The organism is Pseudomonas helmanticensis (assembly GCF_900182985.1).
Lineage (GTDB): Bacteria > Pseudomonadota > Gammaproteobacteria > Pseudomonadales > Pseudomonadaceae > Aquipseudomonas > Aquipseudomonas helmanticensis.
Window position 1 is genome coordinate 1341959 of record NZ_FXUY01000001.1, and the last position, 17031, is coordinate 1358989.

At 59.0% G+C, this 17031-nt stretch carries 16 protein-coding genes; 12 read left to right on the top strand and 4 right to left on the bottom strand.

All coding sequences use genetic code 11. The annotated features are described in order from the left end of the window. Positions 1-32 precede the first annotated feature (32 nt). The 9 genes from QOL84_RS06050 (at position 33) to QOL84_RS06090 (ending at position 8250) form a co-directional block, all read left to right on the top strand. The gene (locus tag QOL84_RS06050) at positions 33-1667 is read left to right on the top strand and encodes a methyl-accepting chemotaxis protein (RefSeq protein ID WP_283436566.1); all 1635 of its coding nucleotides are present in this window, start codon (positions 33-35) and stop codon (positions 1665-1667) included. Positions 1668-1812: 145 nt separating this feature from the next. Continuing rightward, positions 1813-2376 carry a nicotinamide riboside transporter PnuC gene (gene pnuC, locus QOL84_RS06055; RefSeq protein ID WP_283436567.1) on the top strand — a complete coding sequence of 188 codons (564 nt, stop codon included), beginning with the start codon at positions 1813-1815 and terminating at the stop codon, positions 2374-2376. After that, positions 2373-2897 carry an AAA family ATPase gene (locus QOL84_RS06060; RefSeq protein WP_283436568.1) on the top strand — a complete coding sequence of 175 codons (525 nt, stop codon included), beginning with the start codon at positions 2373-2375 and terminating at the stop codon, positions 2895-2897. The genes pnuC and QOL84_RS06060 overlap by 4 nt, the downstream gene beginning before the upstream one ends. A gap of 357 nt (positions 2898-3254) precedes the next feature. Further along, entirely contained in the window at positions 3255-3704 is a 450-nt protein-coding gene (locus tag QOL84_RS06065) for a hypothetical protein (protein ID WP_283436569.1), read from the top strand. 1 nt (position 3705) lies between these two features. Beyond that, on the top strand, positions 3706-4281 hold the full coding sequence (locus tag QOL84_RS06070; RefSeq protein WP_283436570.1) for an adhesin: 576 nt from the start codon (positions 3706-3708) through the stop codon (positions 4279-4281). Between the two features lie 73 nt (positions 4282-4354). Next, on the top strand, positions 4355-5362 hold the full coding sequence (locus QOL84_RS06075) for a heme utilization protein (RefSeq protein ID WP_283436571.1): 1008 nt from the start codon (positions 4355-4357) through the stop codon (positions 5360-5362). A 63-nt stretch (positions 5363-5425) separates the two neighbouring features. Next, positions 5426-6106 (top strand): C39 family peptidase, encoded by a 681-nt coding sequence (locus QOL84_RS06080; RefSeq protein ID WP_129393606.1) that lies wholly within the window; start codon positions 5426-5428, stop codon positions 6104-6106. A 44-nt stretch (positions 6107-6150) separates the two neighbouring features. After that, positions 6151-6897 (top strand): hypothetical protein, encoded by a 747-nt coding sequence (locus QOL84_RS06085; protein WP_283436572.1) that lies wholly within the window; start codon positions 6151-6153, stop codon positions 6895-6897. 45 nt (positions 6898-6942) lie between these two features. Further along, positions 6943-8250 carry a hypothetical protein gene (locus tag QOL84_RS06090; RefSeq protein ID WP_283436573.1) on the top strand — a complete coding sequence of 436 codons (1308 nt, stop codon included), beginning with the start codon at positions 6943-6945 and terminating at the stop codon, positions 8248-8250. Between the two features lie 83 nt (positions 8251-8333). Here the strand turns inward: QOL84_RS06090 and QOL84_RS06095 are convergent, their stop codons facing one another. Beyond that, entirely contained in the window at positions 8334-9659 is a 1326-nt protein-coding gene (locus QOL84_RS06095; RefSeq protein ID WP_016983762.1) for a sigma-54 dependent transcriptional regulator, read from the bottom strand. 345 nt (positions 9660-10004) lie between these two features. Here QOL84_RS06095 and QOL84_RS06100 point away from each other — a divergent pair, with 345 nt between their 5' ends. From QOL84_RS06100 to nhaB, 3 genes are all read left to right on the top strand, one after another. Beyond that, positions 10005-10271 (top strand): hypothetical protein, encoded by a 267-nt coding sequence (locus tag QOL84_RS06100; RefSeq protein WP_283436574.1) that lies wholly within the window; start codon positions 10005-10007, stop codon positions 10269-10271. Between the two features lie 282 nt (positions 10272-10553). Continuing rightward, complete coding sequence (locus QOL84_RS06105; RefSeq protein ID WP_283436575.1) at positions 10554-11843, top strand: hypothetical protein; 1290 nt, start codon at positions 10554-10556, stop codon at positions 11841-11843. 75 nt (positions 11844-11918) lie between these two features. Then, positions 11919-13421 carry a sodium/proton antiporter NhaB gene (gene nhaB, locus QOL84_RS06110; protein WP_283436576.1) on the top strand — a complete coding sequence of 501 codons (1503 nt, stop codon included), beginning with the start codon at positions 11919-11921 and terminating at the stop codon, positions 13419-13421. A 110-nt stretch (positions 13422-13531) separates the two neighbouring features. Here nhaB and QOL84_RS06115 read toward each other — a convergent pair whose 3' ends face one another. From QOL84_RS06115 to gnd, 3 genes are read right to left on the bottom strand one after another with little or no spacing between them, the layout of a single operon-like run. Beyond that, the gene (locus tag QOL84_RS06115; protein ID WP_283436577.1) at positions 13532-14350 is read right to left on the bottom strand and encodes an HAD family hydrolase; all 819 of its coding nucleotides are present in this window, start codon (positions 14348-14350) and stop codon (positions 13532-13534) included. After that, a complete protein-coding gene (zwf, locus tag QOL84_RS06120) occupies positions 14347-15870 on the bottom strand; it encodes a glucose-6-phosphate dehydrogenase (protein WP_129393592.1) in 1524 nt (507 codons plus the stop codon). The genes QOL84_RS06115 and zwf overlap by 4 nt, the downstream gene beginning before the upstream one ends. Next, a complete protein-coding gene (gene gnd, locus QOL84_RS06125) occupies positions 15867-16847 on the bottom strand; it encodes a phosphogluconate dehydrogenase (NAD(+)-dependent, decarboxylating) (protein ID WP_129393590.1) in 981 nt (326 codons plus the stop codon). The genes zwf and gnd overlap by 4 nt, the downstream gene beginning before the upstream one ends. Between the last annotated feature and the right edge of the window lie 184 nt (positions 16848-17031).

Below are 17031 nucleotides of genomic sequence, written 5' to 3' on the forward strand. Positions count from 1 at the left end.
TGACAAGAACAAGAAACCGGAGTGACAGCGTTATGAACAGCTTGCGCAGTGTGTCGATCAGCCGACGCTTGTGGCTCATCTTGATTGTGGCGGTGGTCATGTTGTTGACCTTGGGCGCGTTGATGCTCAAGCAGATCCACGATGATCTGTATCACGCCAAAGCGCAGAAAACCCAGCACGTGGTGCAGACCGCCAGCGGCCTGCTCAGCTATTACCACGACCTGGAAACCGCCGGCACCTTGAGCAAGGATGCCGCCCAGAAGCAGGCGCTGACGGCGATTCGCGGCCTGCGTTACGACCAGAGTGACTACTTCTGGATCAACGACCTCACGCCCGTGATGGTCATGCACCCGACCAACCCTAAACTCGAAGGCCAGAACCTCTCGGCGATCCGCGATCCGGACGGTTTTGCGGTGTTCAACGAGATGGTTGCGATTGCCAAAGCAAAAGGCGCCGGCATGGTCGACTACCGCTGGCCGAAACCCGGCGCCAGCGAGCCAGTGGCGAAGACGTCCTATGTGAAACTCTTCGAACCGTGGGGCTGGGTGATCGGCTCCGGCGTCTACATCGACGACGTCCAGGCTGAGTTTCAGGGCCAGGTGATCAAGGCCTCGGCCATCGGCCTGGTGATTGCGCTGATCATGGCGCTGCTGGTGATCCTGATCGCCCGCAGCATCGTCCGGCCGCTGCAGGAAACCGTCAACGCCATGGCCAATATTGCCAGCGGCGAAAGCGACCTGACCCGTAGTCTCGATACCCATGGCCAGGACGAAGTCACCGAGCTTGCTCATCACTTCAACGCGTTCACGGCGAAACTGCGCCGGGTGATCGGCGACCTGCAGGTTTCCGCCAGCGCCCTCGGGCAGTCTTCGAGTGAATTGGGCAACGATGCCACGCAAGCCCAGCAACGCAGCCAGCAGCAATCACAACAGATGGAGCTGGTGGCCACGGCAATCAACGAAGTGACCTATGGCGTGCAGGATGTGGCGAAGAATGCCGAGCATGCCGCCAGCGAAATGCGTGACGCCGAAGCACAGGCGCAACAGGGCCAGATCAATATCGACGGCAGCCTGCAACAGATCGACAAGCTCTCGGGCACCATTGATCAAGCCGTCGAAGTGATTCGCACGCTGGCGGCGGAAAGCACGCAGATCGGCAGCGTACTGGAAGTGATTCGCTCGATTGCCGAGCAGACCAATCTGCTCGCGCTCAACGCGGCTATCGAAGCGGCGCGGGCTGGCGAACAAGGGCGCGGTTTTGCCGTGGTCGCAGACGAAGTGCGTTTGCTTGCCCAGCGCACACAGAAGTCGACGGCGGAAATCCAGTCGATGATCGAGCGCCTGCAAAATCATTCCGAAGCCGCTGTGCGGGTGATTGGCGACAGCAGCAAGGCCTCGCAACTGACCATTGAACAGGCCGGATTGGCCGGTGCCAGCCTGAATGCCATCGGACAGGCCCTGCGTAATCTCAATGGCTTGAATGCATCGATTGCCAGCGCGACGTTGCAGCAGGCGCATGTGGTCGAGGACATCAACCAGAACGTCACGCAGGCGGCCGGACTTTCGCACAGCACCGCCATCGCTGCCGAACAGTCGAGTGCGGCCAGCCTGAAGCTCGGCCAACTGAGCGAACAACTGAACGGCCTGCTGCGCCAGTTCCGCGTCTGACACCCCCTGTAGGAGTGAGCCTGCTCGCGATCGCGTCCGTCAGCCAACATTTGCGTTGCTGACACACCGTTATCGCGAGCAGGCTCACTCCTACAGGTTTTTGGGTACAATCCGCTCCCTTCTTCGACTCCCTCCAGGAACCCACATGTCCGGGCTTGAACTGTTTGCCGCCGCTCTCGGTGTGATTGCCGTCTGGCTGACGGTCAAACAGAATCCATGGTGCTGGCCGATCGGGCTGGTCATGGTGCTGCTCTACAGCTGGATCTTCTTTGAAGTGAAGCTGTATTCGGACATGTTGTTGCAGGTGATTTACGCCGCTTTGCAGATCTACGGCTGGTGGCAATGGACCCGGGCCGGAACGATGCACGACGGCCGCGAGGTCACGCGGCTCGACCAGCGTTCGATTCTGCAGGGATTGAGCGCGGGTGCCGTCGGCAGTTTGCTGCTCGGTGCGGCCATGGCTCACTGGACCGATGCCGCACAACCGTGGCTCGATGCCGCGCTCACCGGTTTCAGTCTGGTCGCACAATTGTGGATGGCGCAGAAACGCCTGCAATGCTGGGCGTTGTGGTTCGTGCTCGATGTGATTTTCGTCGGCCTGTTCATCTATAAGGGGCTTTACCTCACTGCGGCCTTGTACGGCCTGTTCACCCTGCTCGCGGTGCAAGGCTGGCGCGAATGGCGCGCCGATCCGGCGTTACGGACATGAAGGTAGTTGTCCTTACCGGTCCCGAGTCAACCGGCAAAAGCTGGCTCGCGGCGGGCCTGCAGCAGCGCTTTGGTGGCTTGCGCGTGGATGAATACGTGCGTCGGTTCATCGAATTGAATCCGCGTGATACATGCCTGGCAGATATTCCCGAGATCGCTCGTGGTCAGTTGCAATGGGAAGATCAGGCGCGCGCGCAACAACCGCCGCTGCTGATTCTCGATACTCACCTGCTGAGCAATATGCTCTGGAGCCAAACGCTCTTCGGCGATTGCCCGCAATGGCTGGAAACCGAGTTGCTGGCGCGCCATTACGACCTGCACCTGCTGCTGTCGCCGGAACAGATCGACTGGACCGATGACGGCCAGCGTTGCCAACCGGATCTGGCTGAGCGCCTGGCGTTTTTCCACGCCACCCGCGACTGGCTGGTTCAGCATCAACAACCCTTCGAGATCATTCAGGGCAACTGGCTCGAACGCCAGCGCCAGGCATTCGACCGGGTTGCACGACTGCTGCTCGATTAACCTGGTTTTCGGGGCGCCTGCCCCATCGGTTGCCCCTGTTCTGGGGGTAAAGTGTCCGATCCTGATACACCCGCCCGCGTGCAAAGTGGCCGTTTAAGCGCTCTGCTGCGCTTTGTCATGCCACCTGTTACATCGCTGAAACACACCGGCGCAAACCCCCATTCCAGAGCATTGTTCAGGCAACAGACAGGTTAGCCGCAGCACCCGTGTTTCAAGATTGAAACAGCCTGTGTATCACCTGCGCGCTGGTTTCCTGTAACCCATTGAAATTCCGAAAGAACTCAAAAGCGGCACAGCTTTCGCTCTCTCCTTCACAACGCTGACAAGGGCCAGCCCACTGAAGAAGGAATTGCAGCCGTGGGGAACATCAAAAAAGGTTTGACCTGCCTTCTGCTGATCGGATCAGCAGCCAGCACATTCGTCAGTTTCAATGTGCAGGCGGAAGGCAACGGTGTGATCGTCCTCAATCGCGACGTTCAACCTATTCCCATCGGCCGCAGCGGCGGCAAAGACCCCTACCCGACTACCGTCAACGCCAACCCTTCGGCGCGCATCAACCAAGCGATGGCCAGCACCGAGCTGGATGACGGTGACTTTGCCGCGATCGCCAGTGGCTCGTCCATTCGCAGCACCATGTCGACGACGACCGGCAGCCTGCCGGGGACCAATGTCCTGACCAACCCTAACGGCCTGCCTGGCATGAGCTCCGGTCACGGCGGCGGCGGAGGCAGTTCGATCTCCAACACCGTCAACCGCGCAATGGGCGCCGGCCTTGCCCCGCTGACCCGCATGGCTGGAGGCCAATAAGATGAATCGCTCCCTGCTCCTGCTTGCCCTTTTCGGTTGCGCCAGCGCCATGGCGGCCGATCCCAGCTCAGTGAACAACGCGAACATTCAAGACACCGGCATCCAGTACCACGGCAACTACAACGTCAACCAGGCCGCCGGCGACCAGATGCAACAAACCAACACCAAGGCCATTGCCATCGGCACCTCGGCCAACGCCACCACAAGCGTGCGGCAACACATCGACACGCCGGCCAATCCGGCGACCAATGCCAGCGCAACCATTGGCGGCAGCTCTTTCAGTAATGGCAACGGGATCCTGGGCGTGAACCAGGGCGCCGGCGCCAACAACCAGATGGCCAACGTGACGCGTATCAGCATCAGTGCTGGGCCGCAAAGCGTTGACGACAGCGCCCTTTCGCAACAGAACGTGGCGTTTTTACCGAGCTCAGGAGCAACTGGTACCTCACCCGGCAGTCGCCAGGTCACGACAAGTGATCAGGCCTTCACCGGCAGCCGCGGGGTAATCCAGGTGAACCAGAGTGCCGGGGTGGGGAACCGTATGGCTAACACCCTGAGCATCCGGGTCGCTGACTGACCCAAACAACAAGAGCAGTGCAATTAGAAAGTACCAACACTTAACCAACTAATAAGCACGATGGAGAAACACCATGAAACCTACAATGGCTCTCAAACCACTGGTATTCGCACTTGCAGCGGTAATGGCAATGGCGGCTCAAGCAGGCGGCAATGATCATGGTAACAATGGCGGTCACGGCGGCCATAACCCTCCTCCTCCTCAAGGCCCAACCCTTGAAGAGTTGCTGCAAATCGGCGCAGGTGCCGGTGCCGCAGTACTCGACGTACAAAACAGCCAGGGCAACGTAGTCGGTAACCAAGGCACAAAAAATAGTGCAGGTATCGAAAACTCGGCGAATGGCTCGAACGGCAACGTGGGCATGAACAACACCGCTGGTGACGGCAACCAGCAAGATAACGCTGCTGCTCTGGCAACCGCTGACGAAAGCTTCATCTTCGGTTCGGCCGTTTCCGCTTCCAGCGCTACTCAGGTGAACTCCGGCAACGCTGTTGCCAACTACTCCACCACCAACACTGCTGGCATGAGCAATGTCGGCAACAGCGGTTCCGGCAACATTGGCGTCAACAACAGTGCCGGCAACTTCAACCAACAGAAAAACAACCTGGCAATCGCCGTATCCGGTGGCCGTGTGGCCCAGGCTGCTGCAGCTGCCAACCAAAGCTCTACCGGTCTTAACGTAGGCAACTACGGTACTCAGACCTACAAAACCAATACCCTCACTGGCACTGTTGCTGCCGTCGGCGTGTTCGGCGCCGTGGGAGAAGCTACCATCAAAGATGACGATCACGGTCACGGCGGTGGCGGTTATGGCAACAACGACAAAGGGCATGGCGGCAGTGGCGGTAGCAAAGATCAGAAAGCTACCTTCGAAGCCGTGGGTGTCTTCGGTCTGGCTGGCGTGACCACTCAACAAGTGATGACTCCAGACGGCTGGAAAAACCCTGTGACCAACAACGCTGCCATCAGCAATGTTGGCAACAACTTCTCCGGCAACGCTGGCTTCAACAACGCCGCAGGTGTTGGCAACCAACAAAGCAACTCGCTGTCCATCGCTGCAGGTTGCAAAGCCTGCATGTAATCGCGATCGAAACGAAAGCCCCGGAAACGGGGCTTTTCCTCAGTCCGCAAAGGCGTATCGATCATGCGTAAGACTGCCTTCATCGCCCTGCTTTGCCTGTCTGGCCTGACTCAGGCTGCCCAGATGCCAGTCGCTGCCCTTCCCGGCGGCGTACTCGTCTACAAGCACGTGCAAAGTATTCGTGAGCGCAAGTTTGCCGACATCGTCGAACAGAAAACCGATTTCAGCTGCGGCGCTGCCGCACTGGCCACGGTGTTACGCCAGGCCTATTGGCTCGACGTCGATGAAGAGCACATCATCAAAGGCATGTTGGTCAACGCTGACCAGGATCTTGTTCGTACTCAGGGTTTTTCCATGCTCGACATGAAGCGCTACATAGAAAGCATCGGCATGCGCGCCAGGGGTTACAAGATTCCGCCGGAGAAGCTCGACGCAGTAACGATTCCGGTGGTGGTACTGATGGAAATTCGCGGCTACAAGCATTTCGTGGTCTTGCAGCGTTCGGACAAGGATTGGGTTTACATCGGAGACCCGGTTCTCGGCCATAAGCGTTACAAACACGACGACTTTGTCAAAGGTTGGAATGGCATTGTCTTCGCCATCGTTGGCCCCGGATACGACAAGGCAAATGCCCTGCGTAGCCCTCCGGTGCCATTGACCGCCAAGAACAAGCTGGATGGCTTCAACCCTGTCAGAGATGCTGAATTGATGGACTTCGGGTTCATACAGAGCGACTTCTTTTAATCGCCGATTATAAAGAATGGGGCTGGATGTCCCGGGAGCAGCAGATGAAAACCTCATACTGGCTGGCCGCCGCCTGCCTGGCAGCGAGTGCGTCAGGCTATGCCAATGCAGGATTCAAACCTATAGAAATCCAGGACCAGGAACTGTCCCAACTACGTGGTCGTTATGTAATGCCGGGGCGAATCATCAGCTTCGGCATTGTCATGAGCAGCACCTGGCGCAATGCCAGCGGTGATTTGATCGGTGCAGCCACCTCGATGCAACTTCAGGCAGCAACGGTAAAACCAGAATTCTATGTTTCAACCATCAAGGAAACCGGCCACGGCAATCCTGTGCAGACAGGCAACGGCACCATCACCGGGGGCGCAGGGCTCAATAGCAGCCAGGGCGTGACCCAAAGCGTGCGCGCCGCCGGCGACAGCAACTCCGCCTACAACAACGTTGCGATCAACGTTTCCGAAGCCAATCAGGCCCCGGCAATCGTGCCCGCGCAAGGGCAGGCGCTAATGGCCGGGCAAACCATCGGTGGCAGTAATGCCGCCGGCAGCGTGGCGGTTTCAGCCACCAACGGCGGCGTCCAAATGGCCATTCAGGCCTCCGGCAATCAGGGCACAGCCCTGCAACAGGTCGCCCAGGGCGGTTTGCTGCAGAACACCCGTTTGCTCGGCAGCGCAAACGTGGTCAATAACATGACTCAACTCAACGTCGTACTGAACAATAACGGCATGAGTGCCGGCGCACTGGACTGCAACCTGACTCAACTCAGGGCACTACGCAATATTGGATATTGAACTACGCTGAGTCTCGATCATTGGGCTTAAAGGGACGGCTTATTCATGTATCGATCAGTATCACTGCGTGCGGCTATTTGTTTGAGTACCCTTCTACCGGCAGCCATGCTGCAAGCGGCACCGGACGCCGACGTAGAAGCCCTGAAACAGGAGCTTCTGGACCTTAAGCAACGATACGAAGTACAACAAAAAGCGCTGGCGGTACTTGAACAACGGGTCCGCCAGGTCGAAGATCAACCGGCGGCCCCGCAACCCAAGCGTCTGGCCAAGTCGCCAGCCGATATGAAAGGCAATCCAAAAGTGGCCACCGGTACCGGGGCTGCAGCGGCGTCGGGGGGCGCGGCCGGGGGCAGTGGCGCTTCCTACGGGCAATCGCTGGCCGACGACTCGCAACCGGCGCAGAGTGTGTCCAACCTGTACGACGAGGCCAGCGGCTTTTTCGGCGGGGGCAAGTTCAGTCTGGAAACCGGCATTACCTATTCGCGTTATGACACACGCCAGTTGATCCTCAACGGCTTTCTTGCGCTGGACTCGATCTTCCTCGGCAACATCAACCTTGACCGGATCAAGGCCGACACCTGGACGCTCGACCTGACGGGCCGCTACAACTTCGACAACCGCTGGCAGTTCGACCTGAACGTGCCCGTGGTGTACCGCGACTCTACGTATCAATCCGGCGGCGGCAACGGCGGCGCCTCCAACGTCACTACCGAACAGGACGTTGATCGCGATCCAACTATCGGCGACGTGAACTTCGGTATCGCCTACAAGTTCATGGACGAGTCGGTCAACACCCCGGATGCCGTGGTCACCTTGCGGGTCAAGGCGCCTACCGGCAAGGATCCGTTCGGGATCAAGCTGCGTCAGACCGATGCCAACTCGAACCTGTTCGTGCCTGACACGCTGCCAACCGGCAACGGCGTCTGGTCGGTCACTCCGGGTATCTCGCTGGTCAAGACGTTTGACCCGGCCGTGCTGTTCGGCAGCCTGTCCTACACCCACAACCTCGAGGAGTCGTTCGACGACATCAGCTCGACCGTCAACCAGAAAACCCCGGGCAAGGTACGCATCGGCGACAGCTTCCAGATCGGCGCCGGTATCGCCTTTGCGCTGAACGAGAAGATGAGTATGTCGTTCTCCGTCTCTGACCTGGTGCAACGCAAGAGCAAGCTGAAACAGGATGGCGGTGATTGGGAATCGGTGGTGTCCAGTGACGCCAACGCCGGTTACTTCAACGTCGGCATGACCATTGCGGCCACCGACAACCTGACCATCGTGCCCAACCTGTCCATCGGCATGACCGACGATGCCCCGGACTTTTCCTTCAGCCTGAAATTCCCGTACTACTTCTAAGCAAAGCAAAGGATCGCAGCCTGCGGCAGCTCCTACATGGGTAATCCTGTAGGAACTGGCGCAGGCTGCGATCTTTTGACCTTCTAGCGAATCTGATGCTTGTGCAGCAAACGGTAAAACGTCGGCCGTGAAACCCCAAGGACTTTGGCCGCAACACTCAGATTGTCACTGTGCCGATTCAGCACATCACACAACGCCTGACGCTCGGCGCGGGTTTTGTAATCTTCCAGCGTGCCCATCGGCGTGGCGATCGAGTGTTGGCTGATCAGCCCGAGATCACGCGCCTCGATCTGCCGGCCTTCCGCCAGAACCAGACCGCGACGCACGCGGTTGGCGAGTTCGCGCACATTGCCGGGCCAGTCATGCTTGCCCATGGCTATCAGCGCATCTTCACTGAAGCTGCGCGGGCGGCGGCCGGTTTCATGGCTGTAAAAGTGCGAAAAATGGTTGGCGAGCATCGACAGATCGCCATGGCGTTCACGCAACGGTGCCGTCACCACCTGCAAAACGTTGAGCCGATAGTACAAGTCTTCGCGAAAACGCTTTTTCTCGATGGCGGCTTCAAGATCAACGTGAGTCGCCGCCAATACCCGCACATCGACGGGAATCGGCTGACTGCCGCCGACCCGTTCAATGTGCTTTTCCTGGAGAAAGCGCAGCAGATTGGCTTGCAGTTCCAGCGGCAGATCGCCGATTTCATCGAGAAACAACGTGCCACCGTTGGCCGCTTCAATACGCCCGACCTTGCGTTGATGAGCGCCGGTGAAGGCGCCTTTCTCGTGACCGAATAACTCGGACTGGATCAGGTGTTCGGGGATCGCCCCGCAGTTGATCGCCACGAAAGGCTTGCTGTGACGCTGCGACTGCCGATGCAGCGTGCGCGCGACCAGCTCTTTACCGGTGCCGCTTTCACCACGAATCAGTACCGGCGACTCGGTAGGCGCCAGCTTGCTGAGCAATTTGCGCAGCTCGCGGATCGGTTTGCTGTCACCGAGCAATTCGTGTTCAGGCTGATCCACATGGATCGTGCCCTGCCCGCGCAGACGCGCCATGCCGAATGCGCGGCCGAGCGTGACCTGCACGCGCGACACATCGAACGGCAAGGTATGGAAATCAAAAAACCACTCGCAGACAAAGTCTCCGACGTTCTGCAAGCGCAGGACTTCCTGATTGAGTACCGCAATCCATTCGGTGCCGCTGCGGCTGATCAGTTCCTTGACGGCCTCGGGACGTTCCAGATGAAAAGGTTGCAGGCGCAGCAGGCCGACATCACAACTGCGGTCGGCGGCATTTTCCAGGGTGCAACTGTCGACATCCCAACCTACCGCACGTAATCCGGGTAATAGGCGATGGCAGTCGTCACACGGATCGACCACCAATAAACGTCTCAACGCAGGCGCTTCGCTCATGACTGTTCCTTGGCGCCAAATTTTAGGAAAAGGTTGTAAAAACAGTCATTTGGCAGACCTGGCTGTAACATTAGCAAGAATTTGACGGCAGCTTGTATCGATTGCTTATAGGTGTACAAGCTAAGTAGTTATAAGAGTGGGCTTTGTTAGTTAGCTATCGAGTGGCTTTCTTTCAATAACCTTTCAGAAACTGTCGAAACACTGAGCCAATGAAAGAAAGTTGAAATTTCTTTGTTGCGAGTGTGACCCGCCCCGGGGTTGCGTGCATCAGTACAAGTAACCAGCCGAACGGTAAGCCCAACCGACGGCAGATCACTTGATTGGGCACTATAGAGAGAAGACCCCATGACCGCCCCGCTCCGTATCAACGAAGCTCTTTTGATTGCCAACCACGCCTTCAAACCTTTTCAATGCGTGGCCTGGGCGCCACAAGACGGCAATGGTGAACTGAGCCTGACCGTCATCGACCGCACCAACTCGCACATTGGTCGCAAACAGATTCCAAGCAGTACCTATTCCGATCCGGCACAGCTGGAACAACTGCTGCAGCAGGCTCGCGCCGAGCTGAGCAACGAAGGCCACCTGTTGCAATCCTGGTCGATGCCGCACTAATAGCGGGACAATGCGGATGACTTCGTGTCATCCGCCCGCTTCTTGTTAGTTGCCATATCTATTTACCCTTCAGTACTTTTGTACAACTTTCAGCGTGCGCTTTTTGGCGTAACTGCTTGGCTCACTTGCTATTGGTTCAAAAAGACACTGTTCTGGCACAGTCTGACCCTCCGCCTGTTAGTTCTTACAGTTGTACTTCTCCCGGTTCAGGGATTGAATGTTCGGCTCATGCAGTAAACCGCCCAATTTAGGGTATTGGTCTACTCGCAAGGAGACGCGTGCATGTCTACCCAGAGCTCTTGCGCCCGATTGGAGCGAATCAACCAGGCCGGCCAACTGGATCCTGCTTTTGCCGGTAACGGCATCGCCCAAGTGTATTTTGCCGACAGTCTTTCCAGCATGACCCAGGGTGTCGCGGTTGACCGACAGGGTCGCGTGCTGGTCGCAGCGAAAGTCAAAATGCCCAACGGCAGTTGTTTTGGCCTGGCGCGTTTGCTGGCGGACGGTTCGGCCGATCTGAGTTTCGGTCATATGGGGAGCGTCATCGGTAAGTTCTCGTCCGGGTTCGGCAGCATGGCCGGCAACGTTCGCGTGCTGCCCGACGGAAGAATCCTGCTCGCCGGCCTGCACTACGAAACCGATCACTGCACCCTGCCCGGCCTCGCCCTCTTCGATGAGCAGGGTCGCCCGGCCCCGGAGTTCGGCGACAACGGTCACCTCGTGGTGCGCCTGCCCGGCGACCTGTCGATGGGCACGCTCGACGATTGGCTGCCACCGGGCATTCCGGGCGCCGAAGCCTGCGACATCGCGGTACAGGACGACGGCCATATCCTGTTGCTCGCCAATCACCACTTCGAATGCGCCGACCACGCGGGCATGCTGATTCGCCTGACCGCCAATGGCCAGCTCGACAAGACCTTCAATGGCCGTGGTTTTGTCATGGTTCGCCATCTATTGCTCAACACTTGGCTGAGCAGTCTGTCGTTGCAAGAGGACGGGCGGATTGTGGTCGGCGGCTCAATGAGCTTCCCTCAGGAAGGTCTGCTTGCGCGCTACCTGGCGGATGGCCGGCTCGACGAAACCTTCGCCATCGATGGCTTCATGGCCTTCACCGCCCTCGGGCACGGCGCGCTGGTCAATCAGGTGATCGAGTCGGCGGAGCATTTGCACTGCTTCGGCAGCAGCCGTGATCCGCTACGCTGCATGACCCTCAACCTGCATCACAATGGCCGTGCAGATCTGCGTTGTAACTCGGGTCTGCCGCAACTGCTGGACATCGGCCCCAGTGGTTGCCAGTGGAACGCCGCCCAGCGCCTGCAAGACGGGCGGATTATTGCTGTCGGCGCGACGATTGGCGGCTTCGAGGCGGACTTCGTCGTCGCACGCTATTTGCCTGACGGCTACCTCGATCACACGTTCGGTGATGGCCACGGCTGGCTGCGGACGCGTTTGGGCCGAAGCCTGGACACGGCCAATTCACTGGCCCTGCAAGCGGACGGTGGAATTCTGGTTGGCGGGTTTTCGCTGGATGGCAATTATCGGGCGATGGTCGCGCGGTATCTCAATGACTGACAAATACCCATTAACAACTTGAACTTGCGCGACACATCCGGCAACTTGCGCGCTTCTTAAGACAAGGAGCAACCGATGTCCGGTTCAATGGCTCAGGCGTTCGCGCAAAATTTTCTCGGGCACTCGCCACGCTGGTACAAGGCGACCATCGTCGGCTTCCTGATCCTCAATGCATTGGTGTTATGGACCGTCGGCCCAGTAGCCGCAGGCTGGCTGCTGGTCATCGAATTCATCTTTACCCTGGCCATGGCGCTCAAATGCTATCCGCTGATGCCCGGCGGTCTGTTGCTGGTCGAAGCGCTGCTGCTGAAGATGACCACGCCGCAGGCGCTTTATGACGAGCTGGTGCACAACTTTCCGGTGATCCTGCTGCTGATGTTCATGGTGGCCGGCATCTACTTCATGAAGGATCTGCTGCTGTACCTGTTCTCGCGCCTGTTGTTGGGCGTGCGCTCGAAAGCGATCCTGGCGCTGCTGTTCTGTTTTCTCTCGGCATTCCTCTCGGCGTTTCTCGATGCACTGACAGTGACGGCGGTGATTATCAGCGCCGCTGTCGGCTTCTACTCGGTCTACCACCGGGTGGCCTCGGGCAATGATCCGCGCCAGGACAGTGAGTTTGGCGACGATCAGAACCTGCCCAGACTGCATCACGATGATCTCGAACAATTCCGCGCGTTCCTGCGCAGCCTGCTGATGCACGGTGCGGTCGGCACGGCGCTGGGCGGTGTCTGCACGCTGGTCGGCGAGCCACAGAACCTGCTGATCGGCCATGAAATGGGCTGGCACTTCGGCGAGTTCTTCCAGAAAGTCGCACCGGTGTCGATGCCGGTGCTGGCAGCGGGTCTGGTGACCTGCGTACTGCTGGAGAAACTGCGCTGGTTCGGTTACGGCACGCTGTTACCGGACAACGTGCGCGCCGTACTGGCCAACTACGCCGCTGAAGACGACGCCGAACGCACGCCGCGCCAACGCGCTGCGCTGCTGGTGCAGGGCGCTGCCGCATTGATCCTGATTGGCTGCCTGGCCTTTCATGTGGCGGAAGTCGGCCTGATTGGTCTGATGGTGATTGTGTTGATCACCGCGTTTACCGGCATCACCGATGAGCATCGTCTGGGCAGCGCATTCAAGGACGCCATGCCGTTCACTGCGCTGTTGGTGGTGTTTTTTGCGGTGGTCGCGGTGATTCACGATCAGCAACTGTTCGCCCCGCTGATCCAATGGGTGCTGACATTGCCGACGGATCAGCAACCGGGCATGTTGTTCATTGCCAACGGCTTGCTCTCGGCGATCAGTGACAACGTGTTTGTCGCGACGATCTACATCACCGAGGTGAAGCAGGCATTCCTCTCCGGGCACATGAGCCGCGAGCATTTCGAAACACTGGCGATTGCGATCAACACCGGCACCAACCTGCCGAGCGTGGCGACACCGAATGGTCAGGCGGCGTTTCTGTTCCTGCTGACCTCGGCGATTGCACCGCTGGTGCGATTGTCGTACGGGCGGATGGTGTGGATGGCATTGCCCTATACCGTGGTGATGGGCCTGCTCGGCTGGTACGCCGTGAGCTACTGGCTCTAACCCCACAAAACTTTGTAGGAGCTGTCGAGTGAAACGAGGCTGCGATCTTTTGATCTTGCTTTATAAAAACGAGATCAAAAGATCGCAGCCTTCGGCAGCTCCTACAGGTGTTACGGGAGGATGTATTTTTCGATAGCCTCGGCGACGCCGTCTTCGGTGTTGGGGGCGGTGACCACGTCGGCTTGGCGTTTTACGGCGTCTTCCGCCTGGCCCATGGCAATCGATAATCCCGCACAGTGGAACATTGCCGGGTCGTTGCCGCCGTCACCAATCGCAGCGGTCTGTTCCAGCGCTATGCCCAGATGTTCGGCAATCGTCGTCAGTGCGGTGCCTTTGTTGGCTTCCAGCGCGGTCACGTCGAGGTACACCGGTTGCGAGCGGGAGACTTGCGCCATACCGTTGACCTTCGGAATCAGGCGCGCCTCCAGTTCGATCAGCAGCTCAGTGTTGTTGCTGGTCGCGACAATCTTGTCGATGCGCTCCAGATACGGCTCGAAACTCTCGACCACCACCGGCGGATAGCCGAGGCCATGCTGTTCGCGTGGCACCATTGGCCCGTGCGGATCCTTGAGCAACCAGTCGCCGCCGCTGAACACCCAGATTTCGACATCCGGCTGATCGGCAAAGGTGGCCAGCGTAATCAGCGCGGTGGTGGCCGGCAGGTAATGCGCCACCAGCAGACTGCCGTCCGGATTGACGATCGTGCCGCCGTTGAACGCCGCAGTCGGCAAGTCGACGCCCAAGGCTTCGATCTGCTGCAACATGGCTTTCGGCGGTCGCCCGGTGGCGAGACTGAACAGCACGCCCGCCTCACGCAAGGCGCGAACCGCATCAATGGTGCGCTGGCTCAGCGAGTGATCGGGCAGCAACAGCGTGCCGTCCATGTCGCTGAGCAGAAAACGGATGGGTTGTTTCGTCAGCTCACTCATCCGAGGCCATGCCAGACGCGACCATCGCGAGTCAGCAAATCTTCGGCGGCTTGCGGGCCGTCGTCGCCGGCGGCATAAGTCTGCACGCTCGCGTCCTGCTGCCAGGCGTCGAGGAATGGCTGCACGGCGCGCCAGCCATTCTCGATGTTGTCAGCGCGCTGGAACAGCGTCTGATCGCCGGTCAGGCAGTCGTAGATCAGGGTTTCGTACCCCGTCGACGGTTGCATCTCGAAGAAATCCTTGTAGGCAAAGCCCAGCTCGATGTTGGCCATGTTCAGCGCCGGCCCCGGCCGCTTGGCCAGCAGGTCGAACCACATGCCTTCGTTCGGCTGGATCTGGATGCGCAGATAAGTCGGCTGCAATTCGTCCACTTCGGTGTCACGGAACTGCGCATAGGGCGCCGGTTTGAAGCAGATGACGATCTCGGTGTCGCGCACGCTCATGCGTTTGCCGGTGCGCAGGTAGAACGGCACGCCGACCCAGCGCCAGTTGTCGATCATCACTTTCAGCGCGACGTAGGTTTCCGTGCTGCTGTCGGGGGCAACGTTGGCTTCCTGGCGATAACCGTTCAGCGCTTTGCCGTCGACCTCGCCAGCGCTGTACTGGCCGCGAACCGAATTGGCCCGCGCCTCTTCGATAGTCCACGGCCGGATCGCGCCGACCACCTTGGCCTTCTCGCCGCGCACCGCGTCAGCGCCAAATGCCGCCGGCGGTTCCATGGCAACCATGGCCAGCAACTGGAACAGGTGATTGGGCACCATGTCACGCAGCGCACCGGTGTGTTCGTAAAAACTGCCACGGGTTTCGACGCCGACGGTTTCCGCCGCCGTGATCTGCACGTGGTCGATGTAATGGTTGTTCCAGAAGGCTTCGAACAGGCTGTTGGAGAACCGGCTGACCAGAATGTTCTGCACGGTTTCCTTGCCCAGGTAATGGTCGATCCGATAGATCTGCTTCTCGGACATCACCTTGAGCAGGCAGGCGTTCAACGCTTCGGCGGTGTGCAGATCGGAGCCGAACGGCTTCTCGATCACCACCCTTCTGAAGGCTTCGGGGGTTTCTTCGAGCAAACCGGCGCTGCCGAGACGGCGCACCACTTCACTGAAGAAACGCGGCGCGGTGGCCAGGTAGAACACCGCATTGCCGGTGCCGCTGGCGGCGATTTTCGCCGCCAGCGCGGAATAGGTGCTGTCGTCCAGAAAGTCGCCCTGGACGTAGCTGATACCTTTGGCGAGCTTGGCCCACAAGGCCGGATCAAGCATCTGATCGCCCTTGCCGACTTTCGCCGCGACTTCGGTACGGATGAAGTCTTCGAGCTTCTGCGCGAAGGCCTCATCGGTAATGGCGTTGTGGTCAACGCCAACGATCCGCAGGTTTTCGTCAAGCAAGCCGTCGCGACTGAGGTTGTACAGCGCCGGCATCAGCAAGCGCTTGACCAGGTCGCCGTGGGCACCGAACAGAAACAGCGTGGTCGGTGGTGCGGGTTCTGCCTTGGATTTCCTGCGGATCGTATGGGTCATTTCTTCGGTGTCTCCACGTGGCCGCCGAAGCCGAAGCGCTGGGCCGAAAGAATCTTGTCGCCAAAGGTGCCCTGGCCGCGCGAGCGATAGCGCGAGAATAGCGAGTTCGACAGCACCGGAACCGGCACCGCTTGTTCCATGGCCGCTTCGATGGTCCATTGACCTTCGCCGCTGTCCGCAACAGAGCCGGAGAAGCCGTCGAGCTTCGGATCGCTGGCCAGTGCATCGGCGGTCAAGTCGAGCAACCACGACGACACCACGCTGCCACGACGCCAGACTTCGGCGATGTCAGCCACGTTGAGATCAAAACGCTGATCTTCCGGCAGACGCTCGCTGGATTTGGTCTTGAGGATGTCGAAGCCCTCAGCGAACGCGGCCATCATGCCGTATTCGATACCGTTGTGAATCATTTTCACAAAGTGACCGGCACCGGCAGGACCGGCGTGGATGTAGCCGTGCTCGGCGCGATGGTCGTCGGACTTGCGATCCTTGGTGCGCGGGATGTCACCCATGCCCGGTGCCAGTGCGGCGAACAGCGGGTCGAGGCGCTGCACGGTTTCGGCGTCGCCACCGATCATCATGCAATAGCCGCGCTCCAGGCCCCAGACGCCGCCGGAGGTGCCGACGTCGATGTAGTGCAGGCCTTTCTCGGCCAGGCTCTTGGCCCGACGGATATCATCCTTATAGTTGGTGTTGCCGCCGTCGATGATGGTATCGCCGGCCTCCAGCAGATTGCTCAAAGTGGCGATGGTGTCTTCAGTCGGCGCGCCGGCCGGCAGCATGACCCAGACCGCACGCGGTTTGGCCAGACCGGCAACCAGTGCCGGCAAGTCGGCGACGCCAGTGGAGCCCTCGGCGACCAGGGTGTCGATGAAAGCGGTATTGCGGTCGTAAACAACGGTGGTGTGACCGTTGAGCATCAGACGCCGCGCAATATTGCCGCCCATGCGGCCCAGTCCAATAATCCCGAGTTGCATGTGCTGATGCTCCTTACTACAAATAAATGTGTGTCATTGGTTATAGCCCAACGCTGCTGATGGAGGTTAGTCCAGAGCGTTGCGATGAAGTTTCCGGGCATTGTGCCCGATCCAGACTGATAACGCCCCGAATCCTGCCGAAGACACACCGACCATGAAAAATAAAAAAGTTCCAATCACAGGC